We start from the raw sequence: 21,207 nt of genomic DNA on the forward strand, positions 1-21,207 counted from the left end.
ACCCCCTAACTGATCTGCAGAAACATCCCCTTGTCATTGAGCTGCAGATATTCGGTGAGATCGTCATAGGCCAGCGGGCGGCTGAGCAGATAACCCTGGGTGAAGGCACATCCCTTCTGACAGAGGAAGTTGAGTTGCTCGCGGGTTTCTACCCCCTCAATCACCACCTGCATACCGAGGTTGTGCACTATGTTGATGATGCCGTCCAGCAGCATCCGATCCTGCTCGTTGAAGGGGATATGGCGCACAAAAGAGCGGTCGATCTTGACCAGATCCACCGGGAAAGAGCGCAGATAGTTGAGGGCCGAGTAGCCGGTACCGAAATCATCGATAGCCAGCTTGCAACCCGCCTCGCGCAGGGCATCGATCCGCACCCTGTGCTGATCACTGCTCTCCATCAGCAGAGATTCGGTGATTTCGATGACGATGTCGGCAGGATCGAGCCCGAAGTGCTGGATCACCTTGAGCCACTCGCTCGCCTCAGGGTCGATAGTCTGGAACTCCATGGTGGAGCGGTTAATCGACATCTGCAGATCAGGGAAGCCGGACTGCTGCAACCGAGCCAGATCCCGGCATGATTGCCACAACACCAGCGCACCCAGCCCCTGAATCAACCCCGCCTCTTCCGCCAGCGGGATAAACTCGGCTGGCGACACCTGTCCCCACTGGGGGTGATACCAGCGCACCAGCGCCTCAAGCTTGGCGACCCGACCGCTGCGGTTGTCCCAGATCGGCTGGTAGGCCATGGTTAACTGCTCCAGCTTGATCGCCTCCGCCAGATCCTGTTGCATCTGGTGGCGCTGACGCACCTCTTCCCGCATTGAGGAGCAGTAGGTACCGATCAACCGCCCCTGCCGCTTGGCGGCAAACAACGCTTGTTCGGCGTTTCGCAGCAGCTCGTCACTCTCGCTACCATCGACGGGGCAGAGGGTCATCCCCACGGTTGCCGTAACATAGAGATGCTGGTTGGCCAGCATGAAGGGACGGGTAAAGCTACCGATAACCTGCTTGGCAAACACCTCGGCCTGACGACGGGTGACGATGCCTGGCACCAGAAAGGCGAACTCGTCACCACCGATGCGGGCCACCAGGTCCTCGGTGCGCACCCGGCTCACCAGCCGGTCCGACACCTCCCGCAACAGGGCGTCACCGGCATGGTGATCCATGCTGTTGTTGACCGCCTTGAAGTTGTTGAGGTCGAGCACCATCAGGGCGAAGCGCTCGCCCCGCTCGCAGAAGCGGCTGAGACAGCGACTGAACAGCCAGCGGTTGGGCAGGCTGGTGAGGTTGTCATAGTTGGCCTGTGCGGCGATCTTCTGCTCGGCCAGTTTGGTTTGGGAGAGGTCGCTGAAGATGGCGATGTACTGGCTGATCCTGCCCCCTTCCCGCAGGGTGCTAATCATCAACTGCTGTGGATAGAGCTTGCCATTCTTGCGCTTGTTCCACACCTCACCACGCCATACCCCCACCCGCTCCAGCGCATGGTACATGTCGGCATAGAAGGTCTGATCGTGCAGCCCCGACTTGAGCAGGCTGGGGCGCTGGCCTCGCACCTCGTCACTGCTGTAGCCGGTGATCTGCTCGAAGGCCGGATTGACCGAGATGATGCGGCTATCGGCATCACAGACCAGGATCGCCTCGGAGAGATTGTCATAGACCCGGTGGGAGAGCTTGAGCTGCTCCGCATGGCGCTTGAGAGGATCGATATTCTCCAGCAGCACCATCAGGTAGTCCGGCTGCTGCTGCTTGTCACGGATCAGGGTGACGGTTACCCGCCCCCACAAGATCTGCCCCCCCTTGCAGAAGTAGCGCTTCTCCCGGGTGAAACTGCTGCGCTCGCCACGGCGGATCTCTTCGTAGCAAACGAGGCTGCCCTGCCAATCCTCGGGATGGTTGATGTCGGAGATGGATCGCTGCAGCAACTCGTCGAGGGGATAACCAAGCATCTGCTCGATGGCCGGGTTGGCCCAGAGGATACGGCCAGCCAGGTCCAGCTTGCCGATCCCCACCGGAGCCTGGAACAGCATGCTCTGCAATGCATGGGACGGTTCAGGCAGAGGGGAGGGCAGCTGTCGTTGCAGCATCAGCGCCAGCTCGCGACCCGCCAACGGAGCAAGCAACCGGAGTAACCCAATCACCTTGCTCATATTGGCCTGCGGCTGACGATAAAGCAGGGCGCAGATACCTATGGTCTCGCCATCTGCATTCCTGAGGACAATCCCGGCATAGGCCTGAGGTTGCCACTCCTGTGCAAGGGGAACGTTGGCAAAGAGCTGAAGCAGACGATCGCTGAACCAGGCTTCCCCCTCCTGCCAGGTAATGGCAACCGGAGAGTCAGTCAGTGGCAGCGTCAGGGCATCGGTGTCAAGGGAGGAGGGATAGGCGGTCTGAACCGTCAGGTGGGTAGCATTTGATTCCCTGCTGGCGATCAGGACGACATCAGCCATCACAGCAGCGGCGATTTCACTCACAAAGGTATCGAAATATCCCTGACCGCTCGAGTGAGCCAGACTGGAGATGATTTGACAGACGGAATCGAGTGCTCGCCTCATGGCAAGTGGCTTTCTCTCCTTGAAGGTTAGAACACGACTCTACTGAAGAGCCGTAGGCTGTGCAAATATGCAATCAGCAAGATATTAAAAAGCCTTGAAAAAAGGGACCAAAAGGTCCCTTTTTATCGCAGAAATCACGTCTTGATCCCACTATGGCTCAAAAATGTATCTGCTTGAGGCTCTGTGCAGTCGTGGCCATCAGCCTCATGCGGCAATCCCACTGTGTCTGAGCAGAGCATCCACCTTGGGCTCACGACCACGGAAGGCTCGGAACAGCTCCATCGGCTCCTTCGAGCCCCCCTTCTCCAGAATATTCTTCAGGAAAGATTGTCCGGTGGCCGGGTTGAAGATGCCCTCCTCCTCGAAGCGGGAAAAGGCATCGGCAGAGAGCACCTCGGCCCACTTGTAGCTGTAGTAGCCCGCCGCATAGCCGCCCGCGAAGATGTGGGAGAAGCTGTGCTGGAAGCGGTTGAACGCCGGTGGCGTCATCACTGCTACCTGACTGCGCACCTCATCCAGCAGCGCCGGAAGCTGCGCCGGATTGGCCGGATCAAACTCCTGGTGCAGACGGAAGTCAAACAGGGCGAACTCCAGCTGGCGCAACATCTGCATCGCAGCCTGGAAGTTGCGGGCGGTCAGCATCTTCTCCAGCAGATCGGCTGGCAGCGGTTCGCCGGTCTCGTAGTGGCCGGAGATAAAGGCCAGTGCTTCGGACTCCCAGCACCAGTTCTCGAGGAACTGGCTCGGCAGCTCTACCGCATCCCAGGCCACGCCGTTGATGCCGGCCACGCCGGCCACATCGACCCGGGTCAGCATGTGGTGAATGCCGTGGCCGAACTCGTGGAACAGGGTAACTACTTCGTTGTGGGTGAACAGCGCAGGTTTGCCATCCACCGGACCGTTGAAGTTGCAGGTCAGGTAGGCCACCGGCTTTTGCAGCGAGCCATCCTGACGGTAGCGACGACCCAAACAAACATCCATCCAGGCCCCGCCCTGCTTGTGCTCGCGGGCATAGAGGTCGAGATAGAAGCTACCGCGCAGCTCGTCGTCGGCATCGAAGATGTCGTAGAAGCGCACGTCAGGGTGCCAGGTGTCGATGCCGAGGCGCTCGCGAACCTTCATGCCGAACACCCGCTTGACCACTTCGAACAACCCTTTCACCACCTTGTTGGCAGGGAAATAGGGGCGCAGCTGCTCATCGGAGATGGAGAACTTGTGCTGTTTGAGCTTCTCGGCGTAGTAGGGGAGATCCCAGGCGGCCAGCTCGCTCTGACCATGCTGCTCGGCGGCGAAGGCGCGGATCTCCTCCAGCTCGGCCTTGCCTTGCGGCAGGGATTTGGCCGCCAGATCGGTGAGGAAGCTCACCACCTGTTCGGTCTTGTCCGCCATCTTGGTGGCCAGGGAGAGCTCGGCATAGTTGGCAAAGCCCAGCAGTTGGGCCAGTTCGCGGCGCAGGGTGAGCAGCTCGCTCATGATGGCGGAGTTGTCCCACTTGCCCGCATTGGGGCCCTGATCGGAGGCGCGGGTGGTGAAGGCCTCATACATCTCGGCGCGCAGTTCGCGGTTGTCCGCGTACATCATCACCGGCAGGTAGGAAGGGATATCCAGCGTGAACAGCCACCCCTCTTTGCCTTTAAGTTCAGCCATCTGACGGGCAGCGGCACGCACGCTCTCGGGCAGACCAGCCAGTTCGGCTTCATCAACCACCAGCTTGTGCCAGCCCTGGGTCGCATCCAGCACGTTGTTGCTGAAACGGGAGGCCAGCTCGGAGAGGCGGGCCTGAATTTCGCCGTAGCGCTGCTGCGCCTCGGCAGGCAGACCGATGCCGGAGAGGCGGAAGTCACGCAGGGTATTCTGGATCTCCTTGCGCTGGGCGCCGCTGAGCAGCGGGAAATCATCGCTCTGGGAGAGGGCCAGATAGGCCTGATAGAGCCCTTCATGTTGACCGACATAGGTCTGGAATTCGGAGAGCAGCGGCAGGCAGGCGTCATGGGCCTCGCGCAGCGCTTCGCTGTTGAGTACGGAGTTGAGGTGGCTGACCGGTGACCAGATCCGTGACAGGCGGTCATTTACCTCTTCCAGCGGGGCAATCAGGCTATCCCAGGTATGGGGATCACGCTGGGCCAGCACATCGCTGATCTTCTGCTTGCAGTCAGCAATCGCCTGAATCACGGCAGGCTGAACCTGCTCCGGCTTGATCTGGCTGAAAGGGGGCAGTGAATCCATTGTCAGCAAAGGGTTATTCATCCCGGTTACCTCTTGTTTGGTCTTGAACAGACCGCTTTAGCAGCTCTGTATGGCTTTCTAACATGTGGCCAAGCCACGCAATAATCAAGCGGGAATCCGCCGCAACCCTGTACTTTTCCAGCCATTGCGACCCGGATCTCTGCCGTTGCTGCAGTTTTGCCATCAACAGCCAGTAACAGGATGAATCTGTGGGCCTTTTTTGGCTCTTATCGCTACTTTCAAGGGGCAAAAAGCCGCCATTTACCGGCGCCACAGCTGCCAGCCAAGTGCCGTCATGCTCAATCATGGAAACGGACAAGATGTGGTAACTGTAACAAATTATCAATATTTTTCAGTCAATTAGAATCAAAACCAACTATTGATTAATTTATTTTCAAGCATCTATCATAGGTAACCTGCCATGCAGGTCACTTGATTCTCTGTGCTGCACAGAAATCGGGTGAAAAAGGCAAAGTGACCCGAAAGGGCGCGACGCAAAGCCACCGGTCTAAGGGAAAACACCTATGACAGCGGGGCTGCCCCCGGGGACGTCCGGTCACAACCGACGCCCCATTTGCACCGTACGGAGAGACGATGAACAAACTCAAATTATCCCTGCTTGGCTGCCTGCTCGGCATGGGCACCCCCATGGCATATGCCGCCAGTGCCGGTCAGGCGATGGTTAACCCCCAGTCCGGCGTAGTGGTCGGCTACTGGCACAACTGGTGTGACGGCTCGGGCTACAAGGGCGGTATCGCCCCCTGCGTCAAGCTCGATCAGGTCAACCCGCAATACAACGTGGTCGATGTCTCCTTCATGAAGGTCTATGGCAGCGATCCCATCCCCACCTTCAAACTCGACCCGGCCATCGGCATGAGCGAAAGCCAGTTTATCGAGCAGATCGCCGAGCTGAACCGTCAGGGCCGAGCCGTGCTGCTGGCGCTGGGCGGTGCCGATGCACACATCGAGCTGCGCAAGGGTCAGGAGCAGGCCTTTGCCGACGAGATCATCCGTCTGGTGGAGACCTATGGCTTCGACGGGCTGGATATCGACCTGGAACAGGCCGCCATCACCGCCGCCGACAACCAGACCGTGATCCCGGCAGCCCTGCGTCTGGTCAAGGATCACTACCGCGCCCAGGGGAAAAACTTCCTCATCACCATGGCGCCGGAGTTCCCCTATCTGACCCAGACTGGCGCCTACATCCCCTATATCCGCAATCTGGAAGGCTACTACGACTGGATCAACCCCCAGTTCTACAACCAGGGTGGCGACGGTATCTACATCGATGGCATCGGCTGGATTGCCCAGAACAACGATGCCCTGAAAGAAGAGTTCATCTACTACATGGCGGATTCGCTGAGCAACGGTACCCGCGGCTTCTACAAGATCCCCCATGACAAGCTGGTGTTCGGCATTCCGACCAACATCGACGCCGCCGCCACCGGCTATGTGCAGGATCCGCAGAAGCTCTACAACGCCTTCAACCGCCTCAAGAGCGAGGGGCAACCGCTGCGCGGCGTGATGACCTGGTCCATCAACTGGGACATGGGCCGCAACGCCGCCGGTCAGTCCTACAACGAATCCTTCATCAAGAGCTACGGCCCATTCATACACGATCAGGAGATCACGCCCCCGGACGACAACGGCAAGCCGGTGTTCAGCGGCCTGAGCGATGCCCGCATCAAGCAGGGCACCGCCTTTGATCCGCTGGCCGGTGTCAGCGCCAACGACAAGGAAGATGGCGACCTGACTGGCCAGATCCAGGTGGAAGGCTCGGTAGACAGCCAGCGCATCGGCCTCTATCCCCTCACCTACAAGGTGAGCGACAGCGACAACCAGACAACCGAGCAGATTCGCACCGTCGAGGTCTACAGCATGAAGCCGGTGTTCAGCGGTGTCACCGACACCACGCTGGAGCTGGGTACCCCCTTCGATCCGATGAGCGGCGTCAGCGCCCACGATGAGGAAGATGGCGACCTGACCGCCCAAATCAAGGTCAGCGGCAGCGTCGACAGCAGCAAGGTCGGCCGCTACACCCTCACCTATCAGGTGAGCGACAGCGCCGGTCAGCAGGTAACCCAGCAGCGCAACGTGACCGTCAGGGAGCAAGGCGCCGTCTGTGAAAACAGCTGGGATGCCAAGAAGGTCTACGTGGGCGGCGACATCGTCAGCCACAACGGCAAGAACTGGCTGGCAGGCTGGTGGACCCAGAACGAAGAGCCGGGCACCACGGGTGACTGGGGCGTCTGGCGCGTACAGGGCGACAGCGACTGCGGCGGCACAACGCCACCCGCAGAAGGCAGCAGCGACTTCACCGTCAGCGCCATGGGCTCCGACTACACCATTGTCAACGGTCAGGTCAGCATCCGTTTCAACGTGACCACCGCCAACCCGGTACAGATCACCGCGACTCTGGAGCAGAGCGGCCACAGCCACGGTACCACCAGCAGCCAGGTGAACGGCACCAGCACCCTGGTGCTGCAGGGCAGCAATGTGACCGACGGTAGCTACGAAGTAGTCATCACCGGTCTGGCAGATGGCCAGAAGCCGGTGGTACAGCGCTTCCCGGTTGCGCTGACCGAAGAGAGCAACGGCGGTAGCGAAGGTGACTACCCGGCCTACGCTCCCAACACCGGCTATCAGGCCGGTGATCGGGTCAGCAATGCCGGTGGCAACTACGAGTGCAAACCCTGGCCCTACAGCGGCTGGTGTGGCGGCTCGACCAGCCATTATGCACCGGGTACCGGCTCTGCCTGGAGCGATGCCTGGATCAAGCTCTGACCTTGCCCCAACCACTAACGGGGGCTGACAGGCCCCCGCCCATATCCTGCCCATCGGCCACGCTGCCGATGGGCAGGATGCACTGACCCGGACGGGTTAGCCCCTCTCTTTTACATGCTTGCCAAGCACCAAAAAACGTCCAACAACAACCAAGATAAGGAAATCACCATGCCAAGAACCACCAAGCTTGCCACCCTGCTCGGACTGCTGCTGTCGGCCCATGTCGTGGCCGATGAGCGCGAACAAGCCTATTTCAAACAAACCTATCAGGAGCACTACGAGCAGATGACGGCGCGCCTCGCCGCGCTGCATCAGAGTGCGGCTGACGAGCAGAACGTGATCATCAAGGATGGCAAGCGACACCTTGCCATCAACGGCCTGCTCTACCCGCTGACAGCGGATAACCACATCCTGTTCGACCTGCCCAAACCCCACTTTTTCGACGAAACAGCCATTCGTAACGTCTTTGATTTCTTCGATGAGGAGTGGGAGCTGACCTGGTACGACGGTGGGGTCGTAGCGGTCAACAAACGCTTTGGCAACTATGACTACGGCAACGGCTGTCTGCTGGAGTACTTCCCCCACGGCCAGATCCAGAATGGCGAACGCACCCGGGTGGTGATGGAGACCAGCTCCTGCAGCGTCAACTCGTTTGCCACCTCGCTGCAATATCTGGACAAAGGCGAGGAGCTGACGGCCGACCAGCTGGGGCTGGACGCCAGCCTGATCACGGCGGTCGAGCGCTATCAGGATCGGCTCTATGTCAGCCAGAACGGCAATCCGGGCCATGTGGCCATTATCGATATCCCGAGCCGCCAGCAGATTGGCGAGATCCGCGGCACCGAAACCGGCAATGCCACGGCCTACAACCAGGTCAGCGAACTGTTTGTCCGCAACAACCTGCTCTACGTGGTCTCGCGCTACTCGCACCGGGTCGATATCTTCGATCTGGCCGACGAGCATCGCCATGTCACCACCCTGGGAACCGGTCGGGATTCCGGCAGCAACAGCCTGCACCGCGCCCAGGCCGTCTTTGCCAATCAGGATTACGTGCTGGTGGCCGATGCGCTGAGCGAGATCAAGGTCTACCGCCAGCAGGATGTGACGCCGGAGAACAGCCTCAAGACCCCCATCGCCGGTCGGCTCGCCTTTGAAGGAAAATACAGCCACCGTCTGGTGCAACTCCATCAGGTGGGTGACTATCTCCTGGCCCATACAGCCGGCAAAAACTACTACATCTATGACTTGCGCAAACTGGCTGATGCCATCGCCAGCAACACACTGCTGGCGCCTGAGCAGGTGATCGCCGACAGCAATCTGCATAAAATCGACATGGATGGCGATCGGCTGGTGGTGAACTTCAAGGACCGTATCGAGTGGCATGATGCCGATACCCTGATCGCCAACGACTTTCAGTTCAAGAACCCGACCTTTACTGTCCGGGAGATCAACCAGCAGCCCGTGGCGGCGCTGAAAGATCTCCAGCTGGCGGGCTCGGCGCTTGTCACCGCCAACGAGCGCGGCCTGGGTTTCAACCAGCTGCTGAGCAAGGAGATCAGCTTCACGGCCGACGAGCAGTTGCCGGCTCGCCCGCTGATCTTCGATCAGCTGATGCCGACCGCAGTCAGCTACATACTGCGCAATGACGAACCCTACGAGGTGCTGATCGATCGCGCCCAGCGTTCGGTCAACATCAATTCGCTGGTCAAGACCGAGCTGCTTGATAACGACACGGTGCGCATTACCAACTATGCCGCCAGAGAGCTGCATGACATCAATATCGAGTCACGCCTGAACGGTATCAACAAGTGGCTGATCCTGGGCCAGCTCGATCGCCTGCCCGCCTATGCCCAAATCACCCTGCCACTGAGCGCCTTTGGCGAGCAGGGACGCTTCAACAGCGCCAGCCGCGACGGAGTGTTTGATCTCAACAACCTGCTCGACAACAGCATCAATCTGCCTGCCCAGTTCGAGCACAGGTTCAGCTCCAACTCGGATCCGTTTGCCCAGAAGCTGGCACGCCTCAAGCCAAGCTGGAACGTGCGCTTCGCCACCAACACCAGCGGCTCCTGGCGCCCCATCAATGCCCTCTACGCCCGCGAGTGGCTGATCATCGCCACCAACCTAGCCTACATGGTCTCGACCGAGGAGTTCAAACACGTCTGGTACAACTTCAAGGCGGTGAACGGCTACGAGATGTTCGGCAATGGCGGCAACAGCTATGTGCCGAACGGGATCTTTACCGCAGCCGATTATGACTACTACTACCACAGCCTGATGACGCGCCCCTACCTCAACCTGGGGATCACCGCCATGGGGGGCGGGCTGGGGAGTGGTGGCATCACCGGGGTCGATACCTTTAACTTTGTCAGCCACTACTACGGTAGCTGGGGCATCATTGCCCACGAATTTGGCCATGGCTTCGATGGGAAGTCCTACAGCCATGAGAGCGCGTTTGCCCGTGGCAGCCATGGCTGGCATCCCCTGATGACGGGCATGGCCAACTACCATATCCGCAAGGGCGACCTGCCCTATCTGGACGATGATCTCAACGGCTTCCACAAGCCGGAAAACGACATCTATCGCTACAACTCGGTCAGCCAGGGGGCTCGCAAGCACCGCGCTGACAGCCACATGTACTATACCGACCACTACTTCATGCAATTCTCCACCATGCCGCAAGGCTGGGTAGCCAACGGCAGCGACTTCAGTGCCGGGCAGCTGGCGGCCCTGACCAATCAGGAGCGACTGCTGATGGGCTGGATCCCCAAGGAGTCGGAGAAAGGCAATCTCTGCCGATTCACCTTCCAGGATGGCGAGCAGTACTACGGCTACGTCGAACAGCAGGCTGATGGTCTGCTCTGTGATGCCGGATCCCTGATCCGTTATCGTCAGCCCGATGGCCAGTTTGTGCCGCTGGTCTCGGCCATCAACCAGTTTGACTGGCTGTCACTCCACCACAAGGGCAAGCTGGATCAGCCAGTTCTACACCAGAATGGTCGCCAGCTCTGCTACAAGAATGTGGCGGGCTTTTACGGTATCGGCTTCGTCAATGACAACAAACAGTGCACCCAGTTGCCCAACGTCTATCAAACCAATGGCAAGCACTGGCTGACCAGCTCCGGCTGGACCGGTCTGACCTACCTGAGCGGGGACTTCATCCTGCCCACGACCGGTAGCAGCAGTGACTTCACCGTCACCGATCTGGCGTCCGAATATCTCATCGTCAACGGCGCGCTCGACTTCAGCCTGACGCTGACCACCGCCAACCCGGTGACCGTCACCGCGACCCTGTTGCAGGATGGCAATCCGGTCGCCACCGGCAGCGCCCTGATCGATGGTCAGGGTTCCCTGCAGCTGGCACAGTCGGGCCTTGCGGCAGGCAGTTACGAGCTGTTGCTGGCGGGCATGGCTGAGGGGAGCAAGCAGGGCTTCGAGCGCCGCTTCACCCTGGCGTTGGTGGAACAGGCTCCGGGGGGTGACAGTGACGGTGGTAACGGCAGCTACCCGACCTATGTTGCGGGCACCGCTTATCAGAGTGGCGAACGGGTCAGCAATGCCGGTGGCGACTACGAGTGCAAACCCTGGCCCTACAGCGGCTGGTGTGGCGGCTCGACCAGCCACTATGCACCGGGTACCGGCAGCCACTGGAGCGATGCCTGGATCAAGCTGTGATCATCCGCTCGTGACCAAAAGAGAGCCATAACGACAGAGGGGGAGCCATCGGCTCCCCCTCTCGTTTATCTCTTCAACCCGGCTTAACGGGCATCTTCCTTCAGCCACTGCGCTACGCGCTTGGCGAAGTAGGTGAGGATGCCATCGGCCCCGGCCCGCTTGAAGCAGAGCAGGGACTCCATGATGGTCTCCTTCTCTTTCAGCCAGCCGTTCTGGATCGCCGCCATGTGCATGGCGTACTCGCCGCTGACCTGATAGGCGAAAGTCGGCACGCCGAACTGCTCCTTCACCTGACGAACCACGTCCAGATAGGGCATGCCCGGCTTGACCATCACGCTGTCGGCCCCTTCCTGAATATCCAGCGCCACTTCGTGCAGGGCTTCGTTACTGTTGGCCGGATCCATCTGGTAGGTGGCCTTGTTGCTCTTGCCGAGGTTGCCGGCAGAACCGACCGCATCGCGGAACGGGCCGTAGTAGCAGGAGGCGTACTTGGCGGAGTAGGCCATGATCTGGGTGTTGATGAAGCCATTCTCTTCCAGCGCGGCGCGGATGGCGCCGATGCGGCCATCCATCATGTCGGACGGCGCGACGATATCGACCCCGGCCTCGGCATGGGAGAGCGCCTGCTTGATCAGGATCTCGGTGGTGATGTCGTTCAGCACATAGCCTTCGTCATCGATAATGCCGTCCTGCCCGTGGGTGGTGAACGGATCGAGCGCCACGTCGGTGATGACCCCGAGCTCCGGGAAGCGGGCCTTGAGGGCACGCACGGTGCGCTGGGCCAGTCCGTTTGGATTGTAGGCCTCTTCCGCCATCAGGCTCTTGCTCTCCAGCGGAGTGACCGGGAACAGGGCAATAGCAGGTACGCCCAGCTCCACCAGCTCGGCGGCTTCCTCCAGCAGCAGATCGATGGAGAGACGCTCCACCCCCGGCATTGAGGGAACGGCTTCCCGACGGTTCTCCCCCTCCAGCACGAACACCGGATAGATGAGATCGTTGACGGTCAGTACGTTCTCGCGCACCAGACGACGGCTGAAATCATGTTTGCGCAGACGGCGCAGGCGGCGGCCCGGAAAGGCGCCCGGAAGAGTTGTAGCCATGAATCACTCCTGGAGAGGAAGTTGGAAGAACGCGGCGGAGGTGGCCCGGGTATGGGCCAGCAAGGCCTCGGGCGCTTCACCACGACAGGCCGCCACCACCTGGGCGATGTGCGGCAAAAAAGCGGGTTCGTTGCGTTTCGGGCGCGGTTTCAGATCTCGCGGCACCAGATAGGGGGCATCGGTCTCGATCATCAGCCGACCGGCCGGAATTCGGGCCACCTGCTCGCGCAGCAGCTGACCGCGGCGCTCGTCGCAGAGCCAGCCGGTCACCCCGATATGTAGCCCCAGCGCCAAACACTCGTCCAGCTCCTCGTCGGAGCCGGTGAAGCAGTGCAGCACGGCTCCCGGTAGTTTCGGCAACCAGGGACGGAGGATCTCGATAAAACGGGCGTGCGCATCGCGGCAGTGGAGAAACACCGGCATCCCGAGCTCGGCGGCCAGTGCCAGCTGGGCGGCGAATACCGCGTCCTGCACCGGGCGGGGGGAGAAGTCGCGGTTGTAGTCGAGACCGCACTCGCCGATGGCCACCACCTGCGGCAAGGCCGCCAGCTCGCGCAGGGCGGGCAGGGTCGCCTCATCGACACTCTTGGCATCGTGGGGATGGACCCCGGCGGTGGAGAAGCAGTAGCCCGGCCAGCGGGCGGCCAACCCAGCGCTCTCGCGGCTGCCGTCCAGATCGGTACCGGTCAGGATCAGCGCTTCCACTCCGGCGGCACGAGCGCGGGCCACCAGCTCAGCCTGCTCGCCGGCAAACTGGCTGCTGGTCAGGTTTAAACCGATATCGATCATGGGATGAGGAGTTCCAGACAAAAGGAATACATATCAGGTATTTGAAAACCATCTACCGAATGGGGCCTTACCATACGCCTCGAACGGGAGCATGAAAAGAGGAAGGGAGCCTCAGCTCCCCTCGTTCTGCTATTCCTGCGGACGTCGTCATCCTCTCGCCGTCCGGCAAACAGGTGACGAACAGAGCCTCAGCTCTCCACATCCGGTTGTTCCTGTTGCTCTTCATCCTCTTTCTTCACGTAGAAGCGGGCGAAGAACAGACCTATCTCCCACAGCGCCCACATCGGGATGGCGAGCAGGGTCTGGGAGAAGACATCAGGCGGCGTCAGCAGCATGCCGACCACAAACACCCCGACGATGACGTAGGGACGTTTCTCCTTCAGGTTTTGCGGTGTGGTCACGCCGGTCCAGCAGAGCAGTATGGTGGCCACCGGAATTTCGAACGCCACCCCGAACGCGAAGAACAGGGTCAGTACAAAGTCCAGATAGCTGGCGATATCGGTAGCCACCGTCACCCCTGCGGGTGCTGTGCTGGTGAAGAAACCGAACACCAGCGGGAACACCACGTAGTAGGCGAACGCCATCCCCGCATAGAACAGCAGGGCACTGGAGACCACCAGCGGCATGATCAGGCGCCGTTCGTGCTGGTACAGACCGGGGGCGATAAAAGCCCAGGCCTGATAGAGCAGATAGGGGATCGCCACGAAGAAGGAGACCACCAGCGTCAGCTTGATCGGCGTCAGGAAGGGGGTCGCCACATCCGTCGCTATCATGCTGGTCCCTTCCGGCAGCTGGCTGAGCAGCGGCTGGGCCACGAAGTCGTAGATGTTGTTGGAGAAGTAGATCAGCGCCAGAAACACCACGAGGATGGCGGTAATGGAGCGCAGCAAGCGGGTTCTCAGCTCAACCAGATGGCTGATCAGGGGTTGTTCGGCCTGACTCATGACTTCACCTCCCCTTTTACTGCGGAGTCGCTGACCGGCACCAGCTCGCTCTCCCGCTGGCTGTTGACCGGCGGCACGTCGTGGCTCAGCTGCACCGCAGGCTCAACCGGCGTGGCAGGCTCAGCCTGGGCGACCGGCTCGGGGCGTGGCGGACGGATCTCGTTCTCCACCTGATAGGGGCGATTGACCGACTGGGCCGCCGCCTTGAGCTGTTCGATGGACTCCTGCAACTCGGGGCTCAGGTTGCTCATCTGCAACTGTTCGGCCTTCTTGAGGTCGTTATGCAGCTCTTGCAACTTGAGCTCCTGCTCCAGCTCGGACTTGACCGAGTTCGCGGTCGAACGAATGAGGCGGATCCAGTGGGTAGCCGTGCGGATGGCAACCGGCAGCCGCTCGGGCCCCAGTACCACCAGTGCTACCACACCGATAACGACCAGCTCCCAAAAACCGATATCGAACATGGCTTAGGCCTGGTCTTTGTCTTTCTGCTTGGCGGTCTCACTGCTCTGAGTGGCCGCTTCGTTCAGCTGTTTCGGGGGAAACTCGGCATCTTTCTGCTCGGCCTTGGCATCAGCCGGCTCGTCGGAGAGGGCTTTCTTGAACCCTTTGACCGCCGCGCCCAGATCACCGCCAATGCCGCGCAGTTTCTTGGTACCGAACAGCAGCACGACGATGACTGCAATGATCAACAATTGCCAAATACTGATACCACCCATGATTTTCTCTCCAGAACAGGCGCCTGACGGCGCGGTTGTTGATTAATGGGAACGGGTTCGCAACCAGCCGACCAGCCAGCAGAGGGCTGCACCGGCGAGACTGGCTTGTCCCCACTCAATGTGTTGTTTTTGGGTCAGCAAGAATACACCCGCCAATAGCAGGCTGGCTCCAACCCCTAAGAGGTAGCGGGCCTGCCCCTGCCGGCGGCTGTGACGGCGGAACTCGGCAAACATCTGGTCGAAATGACGCTGCTGATGACGGGTCTGACGCAGAGTCTCATAGACCAGCTCCGGCAGCTCCGGCAGCTTCTCCGCCCAGAATGGCGCCTTCTCCTTGATGGCGTTCAATACCGACTTGGGCCCGACCTGTTCGTGCATCCAGTTCTCGAGGAACGGCTTGGCGGTCTGCCACAAATCGAGCTGCGGGTAGAGCTGACGCCCCAACCCTTCCACATAGAGCAGGGTCTTTTGCAGCAGCACCAGCTGCGGCTGCACCGTCATATGGAAGCGACGCGCGGTGTTGAACAGGTTTAGCAGCACGTGACCGAACGAAATTTCGGAGAGCGGCTTCTCGAAGATGGGCTCCAGCACGGTGCGGATGGCAAACTCGAACTCGTCCACCTTGGTGTCTGCCGGTACCCAGCCCGACTCCACGTGCAGCTCCGCCACCCGACGATAGTCTCGGTTGAAGAAGGCGAGGAAGTTCTCCGCCAGATAGCGTTTGTCTTCCCGATTGAGGGTACCGACGATGCCGCAGTCGATGCCGATCCAGAGCGGGTTTTCCGGATGTTCGTAAGAGACGAAGATATTGCCCGGGTGCATATCGGCGTGGAAGAAGCTGTCGCGGAACACCTGAGTGAAGAACACCTCGACCCCGCGCTCAGCCAGCAGCTTCATATTGGTGCCGTTGGCTTCCAGCGCCGGGATATCGGAGACCGGAATACCGTAGATGCGCTCCATCACCAGCACCTGCTCACGGCAGAGGTCGGTGATGATTTCAGGCACATAGAGCGCTTCGGAGCCGGTGAAGTTGCGGCGCAGCTGGATGGCGTTGGCCGCTTCGCGCATCAGATTCAGCTCGTCGAGGATGGTCTTGCGATACTCCTCCACCACCTCGATGGGGCGCAGTCGTGCACTCTGGGGCACGAAGCGCGCCACCAGACGGGCCAGCGCCTGCATCAACCGCAGGTCGGCCTCGATGACCGGTTCGATGTCGGGACGGATCACCTTGATGACGATCTCGCGGCCACTCTCCTTCAAGCGGGCGGTATGCACCTGCGCGATGGAAGCCGACGCCAGCGGCGTCTCGTCGAAGTCGTCAAACAGGGTCTCGATGGGACAACCCAGGCTCAGCTCGATCTGCTGGCGCGCCGCCTGACCACAGAAGGGGGGCACCCTGTCTTGCAGCAGGGCCAGCTCTTCGGCGATATCCGGCGGCAGCAGGTCGCGGCGGGTCGAGAGCATCTGGCCAAACTTGATGAAGATGGGGCCAAGGGCCTCGAAGGCGAGGCGGATGCGGGCACCGCGGCTGAGATCCGGTTGTTTGTTCTTGAGCCAGAACAGGGAGCGACGGGCCAGACGACCCGGCCAGGGTTGATAGCGGGCGGGCACCAGTTCGTCGATGCCCTGCTCCAGCAGGATGGTGATGATGCGATAGAGGCGTTTGAACTCCTTCGGGGTCATCAGGTCACCTGCTGTTCAAAGCGGGCCAGCCGCAGTTCGACGGCCTTGAGCTGCTGGGCCAGCACCTCGACGTCATCGTTGAAACTCGCCACTTCCAGCGGGCCGGGGGCGAGGCGGGCCTCTTCGGTCAGATATTCCGCCAGCTGGCTGCGGGTGCGGCACAGCTCGCGGCCGACCAGACGACGCGCCTGACGGGCACCGCTGAACAGGGTGTGGGCCAGCACGTCGCCGGTATAGCGCGACAGCTCCTCTTCCCAGTCGATATCCAGCTCACCCAATAGAACGCTGAATGCCTGTACCAGCTGGGGATCACCGCTCAGATCCAGCTTCTCCTCGCGGATATAGCGGGTCAGGGCGGACGGGTCTTTCAGCAGACCGAGGGCGGTCAGGGAGAGGCTAAGCACCGCATCGGCCTCCCCTTCATGCTGGGCCAGCACATCCAGCCGACGCTCGGAGAAGACAAACCAGAGCGGCTTGAGTTCACGCAGCTCCAGCTTGAGCACCTTGCCCACCAGTTTGCGCAGCCGCTCCGGGCTCTGTTTGTCCAGCGCCAGCAACTGGTTGAGGCTGGTTTCGATCACCGCGGTGACCATGGCATCCATCGGCATAGGCAACCTTAAAACTTGTAACCGCGGTGCAGGGCGACCACACCCTGAGTCAGATTGAAGTACTCCACCTGCTCGAAACCGACATTTTCCATCATGCCAGCCAGGGTCTGCTGATCCGGGTGCATGCGGATGGACTCTGCCAGATATTTGTAGCTTTCACTATCGTTCGCGACGATTTCGCCCATTTTCGGCAGCAGTTTGAAGGAGTAGAGATCATAGAGCTTGGCGATCACTTCGCTGACCGGCTTGGAGAACTCCAGCACCAGCAGACGGCCACCCGGCTTGAGTACTCGGAACATGGAGGCGAGCGCCTTGTCCTTGTCGGTGACGTTGCGCAGGCCGAAGCCGATGGTAATCACGTCGAAGTGGTTATCGGGGAAAGGGAGCGCCTCGGCATTGGCCTGCACGTAGGAGACGTTGTTGGCGACCCCCAGATTGCGCAGTTTGTCGCGGCCCACTTTCAGCATGGAGTCGTTGATATCCGCCAGCACCACCTGACCGGTCTCGCCGACGATGCGGGAGAACTTGGCGGTCAAGTCACCGGTACCACCGGCCAGATCCAGCACCTTCTGGCCCTTGCGCACACCGGAACAGTCGATGGTGAAGCGCTTCCACAGGCGGTGGATGCCGAACGACATCAGATCGTTCATCAGATCATACTTGGCTGCCACCGAATGGAAGACACCTGCTACCAGAGTTTCCTTCTCGGTCGCGGCCACGGTTTTAAAGCCAAAATGCGTTGTCGTTGCTTGTTCTGACATCCCTTAAACACCCATAGAGCAAAGAATGGCCGCCAGTTTACCAGAGCCACTGGCGTCCGGACACCTTAAACCCGGCTCGCAACCAACTGCATGCCCAGCACCACCATGGCCAGACAGAGGAAGAGATTGAGACCGATATTGAGCAGCGCTTTCAGATAGGCCCCATGCTGGGCCAGCACTACCGTATCGAGGGCAAAGGAAGAAAACGTGGTCAGGGCACCGAGGATCCCCACCATCAGCAGCGGCTTCATCGGGTGTTCTACCACATGACCATGACTGATGAGGGCGAACGCCACCCCCATGATGAAAGAGCCCACCACGTTGACCACCAGAGTCCCGTAAGGAAAGTGGCGCCCCAGCAGCAAGGCCATCAGTTCGGCAATCCCAAAACGAAGGCAGGCGCCGATGGCGCCCCCTGCAGCAACATAGAACCAGGTTTGCATGGTGTCACTCCCTCAGGGTCAGGCCGCCATTATGTCGCAATGGCGGCCCTTGTGCCCAGAGGCGGAACTAATCGTCATCCAGCCTGATTGATATCTCAGCGGCGAAAATCGATGGGCTCTGGCTCACCCAGCACGATTTCGGTCTGGGCCGGGCGGGTCTGGGCAATCACCTTGCCGTGGCGGATCGAGTAACGCACCGGCACCTGACGGCGCACCGCATCGAAGCCGTTGTCGGCAGGCAGGATCAACAGGTTGGCCGGTTTGCCCACCTCGATGCCATAGCGATCCTGCACGTTCAGGGTGCGGGCGCTGTGGCTGCTGATCAGCTTCAAGCCGTCGTTGATCTGCTCGTAGCCCATGATTTGGCAGACATGCAGCCCCATGTGCAACACCTGCAACATGTTGGCGGTGCCCATGGGATACCAGGGATCGAACACATCGTCGTGACCGAAGCAGACGTTGATGTTCGCCTCCAGCATCTCCTTCACCCGGGTAATACCGCGACGTTTGGGATAGGTATCGAACCGTCCCTGCAAGTGAATGTTCACCAGCGGATTGGCCACGAAGTTGATGTCCGCCATCTTGAGCAGACGGAACAGGCGGGAAGCATAAGCGCCGTTGTAGGAGTGCATGGCGGTGGTGTGACTGGCCGTCACCCGATGGCCGATACCTCGCTCGTAGGCCAGGGTTGCCAACGTCTCGATGAAACGGGACTGCTCGTCATCGATCTCGTCGCAGTGCACATCGACCAGAACCTGATACTTCTCGGCAAGATCGAAGATGTAGTGCAGACTTTCGACACCATATTCCCGGGTAAACTCGAAGTGGGGTATCGCGCCAATCACGTCGGCCCCCAGCTTGAGCGCCTCCTCCAGCAGTGCCTTGCCATTCGGGTAGGAGAGGATCCCCTCCTGCGGGAAGGCGACGATCTGCAGCTCCACCCACTCCTTCATCTCTTCCCGCACTTCCAGCATCGCCTTGAGCGCGACCAGATTGGGATCGGAGACATCGACGTGAGTACGGACAAACTGGATGCCGTTGGCGATCTGCCACTTCAGCGTCTGGATGGCGCGCTGTTTCACATCCTCATGGGTCAGCAGCGCCTTGCGCTCGGCCCAGCGCTCGATCCCCTCGAACAGGGTGCCGGAGAGGTTCCAGCTCGGCTCGCCCGCTGTCTGGGTGGTATCGAGGTGAATGTGGGGTTCGATAAAGGGAGCGATCGCCAGACCGCCCTCCCCGTCCAGCACCCGACCGGCGACGGCATGTTCGTCATGGGGTTCGATGGCTGTGATGACCCCATCCTGACAACGGAGCTGCCACAACCCTTCCCGATCGGTCAAACGAATATGTTGAATCAGCATTTGCTAGCTTCCTGTACCAGAACCGGCCGCTGGGTGAGGCGAACCAGAATGAAATAGGTGAAGGCGGCGCCCAATACCGCGTTGAGTGGCACTATGCCCGGCAGCCACTTGCCGACAGCCACCCCGACTGCCGTGGCGACCAGCGCCTGCCAGCGCACCGTCTCGAACTGCTGATCGGCAAATTGACGGTAACGCTCACGATTGAGCAGGAAATCCATGATGATAATGCCACCGATCGGCGGAATTGCCGTACTCAAAAAGGCCAGCCAGCCGACAAAGTTGTTGTAAAGCCAGAGGGCGCAAGCGGTACCGATGAGGCCGTTGATCACGCTGAGCGGCTTGCTCTTGAGGCCGGTAATGTTGGCAAAACCGAGGCCGGAGGCATAGAGCGCGTTGTCGTTGGTGGTCCAGATATTGAGGCCCAGCACCAGAATGGCGGGGATCAGTAAACCCTGCATCAACATCACTTCCGATATATCGGCCTGCCCTGTCACCGCCGCACCGGCTGCGCCGAAGACGAACATTAGCGTGTTGCCCAAAAAAAACGCCACCATGGTAATCATGACTGCGCCCCAGGGTTTGCGACCAAATCGGACAAAGTCGGCGGTCAGAGTTCCTGCACTGATAAAGGAACCGACCACCATGGTCAGCGCCGTGGTGAACTCGATAGGATTGGTCGGTTGTACCTGCTGCAGCGCCGCCATGCCACCGGTCGAGGTCACCGCCAGCCAGACCGAGTAACCGCCGAGCAGCGCAATGGCCGGCACGGCCACAAAGCTCAGCACCATCAGGGCGGAGATCCCGAAGTAGACGGTCACCGTCATCAACATGCCCGAAATGGCGATCAGCCAGTTCACATCGATCCCAGTCGCCTTCTGTACCGGCAGGGCAAACATCGCCACGCCCACGCCAAACCAGCCGACCTGAGTGCCACCCAGCAGCAGGGATGGCAGCCAGGAACCTTTCACCCCAAACGAGTAGCGCGCCAACAGATGGGTAGAGAGACCGGTTGAGGCACCGATATAACCGAGACAAGCGGTGTAGATACCCAGCAGCAAGTTGCCGATCAGTACCGCCTTGATGAAGTCATCGAACACCAGCCCAGTGCCCAGCGCACCACCGGTCCACATGCTGGCAGAGAAGAAGGTCAGGCCGAGCATCACCAGCATCAACGACAGCACACCTTTGCGCCCTTTGGCGGGTACCGCCCCCAAACAGTATTCGTTATCCTGCGCCATGCTCTTTCTCCACGTAATAGGCAAAACGCGCCGGATTTTACATGTAAAACGTTTTACGTCAATCAATCATGGTTAAATCTCTGGATAAAACCATAAATAGCAGTCAAATGAGTAACACACCGGGACTCAAATCAGCAGATAAACAGTGTCGGCTGCAAGCAGAGGGGGTTGTGGGAATAGGGAATGTAAGGGGATATCACAAAAATGACAGATGCAAAAAAGCCTCCCTTTTCAGGGAGGCTTTCTATTTAATGGTGCTGATACCCAGAATCGAACTGGGGACCTCATCCTTACCAAGGATGCGCTCTACCGACTGAGCCATATCAG

General features: G+C 59.9%; 15 protein-coding genes and 1 riboswitch. Of the genes, 2 read left to right on the plus strand and 13 right to left on the minus strand.

What is annotated here, in order from left to right:
- Positions 1 to 5: 5 nt before the first annotated feature.
- Both G5179_RS17605 and prlC read right to left on the minus strand, forming a co-directional pair.
- Positions 6 to 2,552: a putative bifunctional diguanylate cyclase/phosphodiesterase gene (locus G5179_RS17605; RefSeq protein ID WP_421258821.1), complete on the minus strand. Its 2,547-nt coding sequence runs from the start codon at positions 2,550 to 2,552 to the stop codon at positions 6 to 8.
- 204 nt (positions 2,553 to 2,756) lie between these two features.
- The gene (gene prlC / locus G5179_RS17610; protein ID WP_421258822.1) at positions 2,757 to 4,799 is read right to left on the minus strand and encodes an oligopeptidase A; all 2,043 of its coding nucleotides are present in this window, start codon (positions 4,797 to 4,799) and stop codon (positions 2,757 to 2,759) included.
- Between the two features lie 437 nt (positions 4,800 to 5,236).
- A riboswitch (cyclic di-GMP riboswitch) is annotated at positions 5,237 to 5,322 on the plus strand.
- A 50-nt stretch (positions 5,323 to 5,372) separates the two neighbouring features.
- Between prlC and G5179_RS17615 the strand changes: the two genes are divergently transcribed.
- Together G5179_RS17615 and G5179_RS17620 are read left to right on the plus strand one after the other, a co-directional pair.
- The gene (locus tag G5179_RS17615; RefSeq protein ID WP_421258823.1) at positions 5,373 to 7,562 is read left to right on the plus strand and encodes an immunoglobulin-like domain-containing protein; all 2,190 of its coding nucleotides are present in this window, start codon (positions 5,373 to 5,375) and stop codon (positions 7,560 to 7,562) included.
- 168 nt (positions 7,563 to 7,730) lie between these two features.
- Positions 7,731 to 11,237, plus strand: a complete 3,507-nt coding sequence (locus G5179_RS17620) for a hypothetical protein (protein WP_421258824.1) — start codon at positions 7,731 to 7,733, stop codon at positions 11,235 to 11,237.
- Between the two features lie 83 nt (positions 11,238 to 11,320).
- On the opposite strand, the gene hemB is transcribed toward G5179_RS17620, so the two are convergent.
- From hemB to codB, 11 genes are all read right to left on the minus strand, one after another.
- Positions 11,321 to 12,337, minus strand: coding sequence for a porphobilinogen synthase (hemB, locus tag G5179_RS17625; protein ID WP_139741734.1), 1,017 nt, complete (start codon positions 12,335 to 12,337; stop codon positions 11,321 to 11,323).
- 3 nt (positions 12,338 to 12,340) lie between these two features.
- Positions 12,341 to 13,126, minus strand: a complete 786-nt coding sequence (locus G5179_RS17630; protein ID WP_182926611.1) for a TatD family hydrolase — start codon at positions 13,124 to 13,126, stop codon at positions 12,341 to 12,343.
- Positions 13,127 to 13,314: 188 nt separating this feature from the next.
- Entirely contained in the window at positions 13,315 to 14,070 is a 756-nt protein-coding gene (gene tatC / locus G5179_RS17635; protein ID WP_040098487.1) for a twin-arginine translocase subunit TatC, read from the minus strand.
- On the minus strand, positions 14,067 to 14,531 hold the full coding sequence (gene tatB / locus G5179_RS17640) for a Sec-independent protein translocase protein TatB (protein ID WP_110304509.1): 465 nt from the start codon (positions 14,529 to 14,531) through the stop codon (positions 14,067 to 14,069). Before tatB ends, tatC begins: the two co-directional genes overlap by 4 nt.
- Before the next feature lie 3 nt (positions 14,532 to 14,534).
- A complete protein-coding gene (tatA, locus tag G5179_RS17645) occupies positions 14,535 to 14,786 on the minus strand; it encodes a Sec-independent protein translocase subunit TatA (protein WP_005339385.1) in 252 nt (83 codons plus the stop codon).
- Positions 14,787 to 14,828: 42 nt separating this feature from the next.
- Positions 14,829 to 16,469, minus strand: coding sequence for a ubiquinone biosynthesis regulatory protein kinase UbiB (gene ubiB / locus G5179_RS17650; RefSeq protein ID WP_005339383.1), 1,641 nt, complete (start codon positions 16,467 to 16,469; stop codon positions 14,829 to 14,831).
- Positions 16,469 to 17,077, minus strand: coding sequence for a ubiquinone biosynthesis accessory factor UbiJ (locus G5179_RS17655; protein WP_005339380.1), 609 nt, complete (start codon positions 17,075 to 17,077; stop codon positions 16,469 to 16,471). The genes ubiB and G5179_RS17655 overlap by 1 nt, the downstream gene beginning before the upstream one ends.
- Positions 17,078 to 17,085: 8 nt before the next feature.
- Positions 17,086 to 17,838 carry a bifunctional demethylmenaquinone methyltransferase/2-methoxy-6-polyprenyl-1,4-benzoquinol methylase UbiE gene (gene ubiE, locus G5179_RS17660; RefSeq protein ID WP_005342396.1) on the minus strand — a complete coding sequence of 251 codons (753 nt, stop codon included), beginning with the start codon at positions 17,836 to 17,838 and terminating at the stop codon, positions 17,086 to 17,088.
- Between the two features lie 65 nt (positions 17,839 to 17,903).
- Complete coding sequence (gene crcB / locus G5179_RS17665; RefSeq protein WP_005339378.1) at positions 17,904 to 18,281, minus strand: fluoride efflux transporter CrcB; 378 nt, start codon at positions 18,279 to 18,281, stop codon at positions 17,904 to 17,906.
- Between the two features lie 95 nt (positions 18,282 to 18,376).
- Positions 18,377 to 19,642 (minus strand): cytosine deaminase, encoded by a 1,266-nt coding sequence (locus G5179_RS17670; RefSeq protein ID WP_216952447.1) that lies wholly within the window; start codon positions 19,640 to 19,642, stop codon positions 18,377 to 18,379.
- Positions 19,636 to 20,880: a cytosine permease gene (gene codB, locus G5179_RS17675; protein WP_216952449.1), complete on the minus strand. Its 1,245-nt coding sequence runs from the start codon at positions 20,878 to 20,880 to the stop codon at positions 19,636 to 19,638. The genes G5179_RS17670 and codB overlap by 7 nt, the downstream gene beginning before the upstream one ends.
- Positions 20,881 to 21,207: the final 327 nt, after the last annotated feature.

It is taken from the genome of Aeromonas sp. 600886, assembly GCF_049174935.1.
In the GTDB taxonomy this organism is placed as follows: Bacteria; Pseudomonadota; Gammaproteobacteria; order Enterobacterales; family Aeromonadaceae; genus Aeromonas; species Aeromonas veronii_A.

Coding starts and splice junctions, on each gene's coding strand:
- G5179_RS17670 (WP_216952447.1), bottom strand. CDS start 19,642: ATGCTGATTCAACATATTCGTTTGACCGATCGGGAAGGGTTGTGGCAG.
- tatB (WP_110304509.1), bottom strand. CDS start 14,531: ATGTTCGATATCGGTTTTTGGGAGCTGGTCGTTATCGGTGTGGTAGCA.
- crcB (WP_005339378.1), bottom strand. CDS start 18,281: ATGCAAACCTGGTTCTATGTTGCTGCAGGGGGCGCCATCGGCGCCTGC.
- tatC (WP_040098487.1), bottom strand. CDS start 14,070: ATGAGTCAGGCCGAACAACCCCTGATCAGCCATCTGGTTGAGCTGAGA.
- G5179_RS17655 (WP_005339380.1), bottom strand. CDS start 17,077: ATGCCGATGGATGCCATGGTCACCGCGGTGATCGAAACCAGCCTCAAC.
- G5179_RS17620 (WP_421258824.1), top strand. CDS start 7,731: ATGCCAAGAACCACCAAGCTTGCCACCCTGCTCGGACTGCTGCTGTCG.
- G5179_RS17630 (WP_182926611.1), bottom strand. CDS start 13,126: ATGATCGATATCGGTTTAAACCTGACCAGCAGCCAGTTTGCCGGCGAG.
- hemB (WP_139741734.1), bottom strand. CDS start 12,337: ATGGCTACAACTCTTCCGGGCGCCTTTCCGGGCCGCCGCCTGCGCCGT.
- G5179_RS17605 (WP_421258821.1), bottom strand. CDS start 2,552: ATGAGGCGAGCACTCGATTCCGTCTGTCAAATCATCTCCAGTCTGGCT.
- prlC (WP_421258822.1), bottom strand. CDS start 4,799: ATGAATAACCCTTTGCTGACAATGGATTCACTGCCCCCTTTCAGCCAG.
- ubiB (WP_005339383.1), bottom strand. CDS start 16,469: ATGACCCCGAAGGAGTTCAAACGCCTCTATCGCATCATCACCATCCTG.
- G5179_RS17615 (WP_421258823.1), top strand. CDS start 5,373: ATGAACAAACTCAAATTATCCCTGCTTGGCTGCCTGCTCGGCATGGGC.
- ubiE (WP_005342396.1), bottom strand. CDS start 17,838: ATGTCAGAACAAGCAACGACAACGCATTTTGGCTTTAAAACCGTGGCC.
- tatA (WP_005339385.1), bottom strand. CDS start 14,786: ATGGGTGGTATCAGTATTTGGCAATTGTTGATCATTGCAGTCATCGTC.
- codB (WP_216952449.1), bottom strand. CDS start 20,880: ATGGCGCAGGATAACGAATACTGTTTGGGGGCGGTACCCGCCAAAGGG.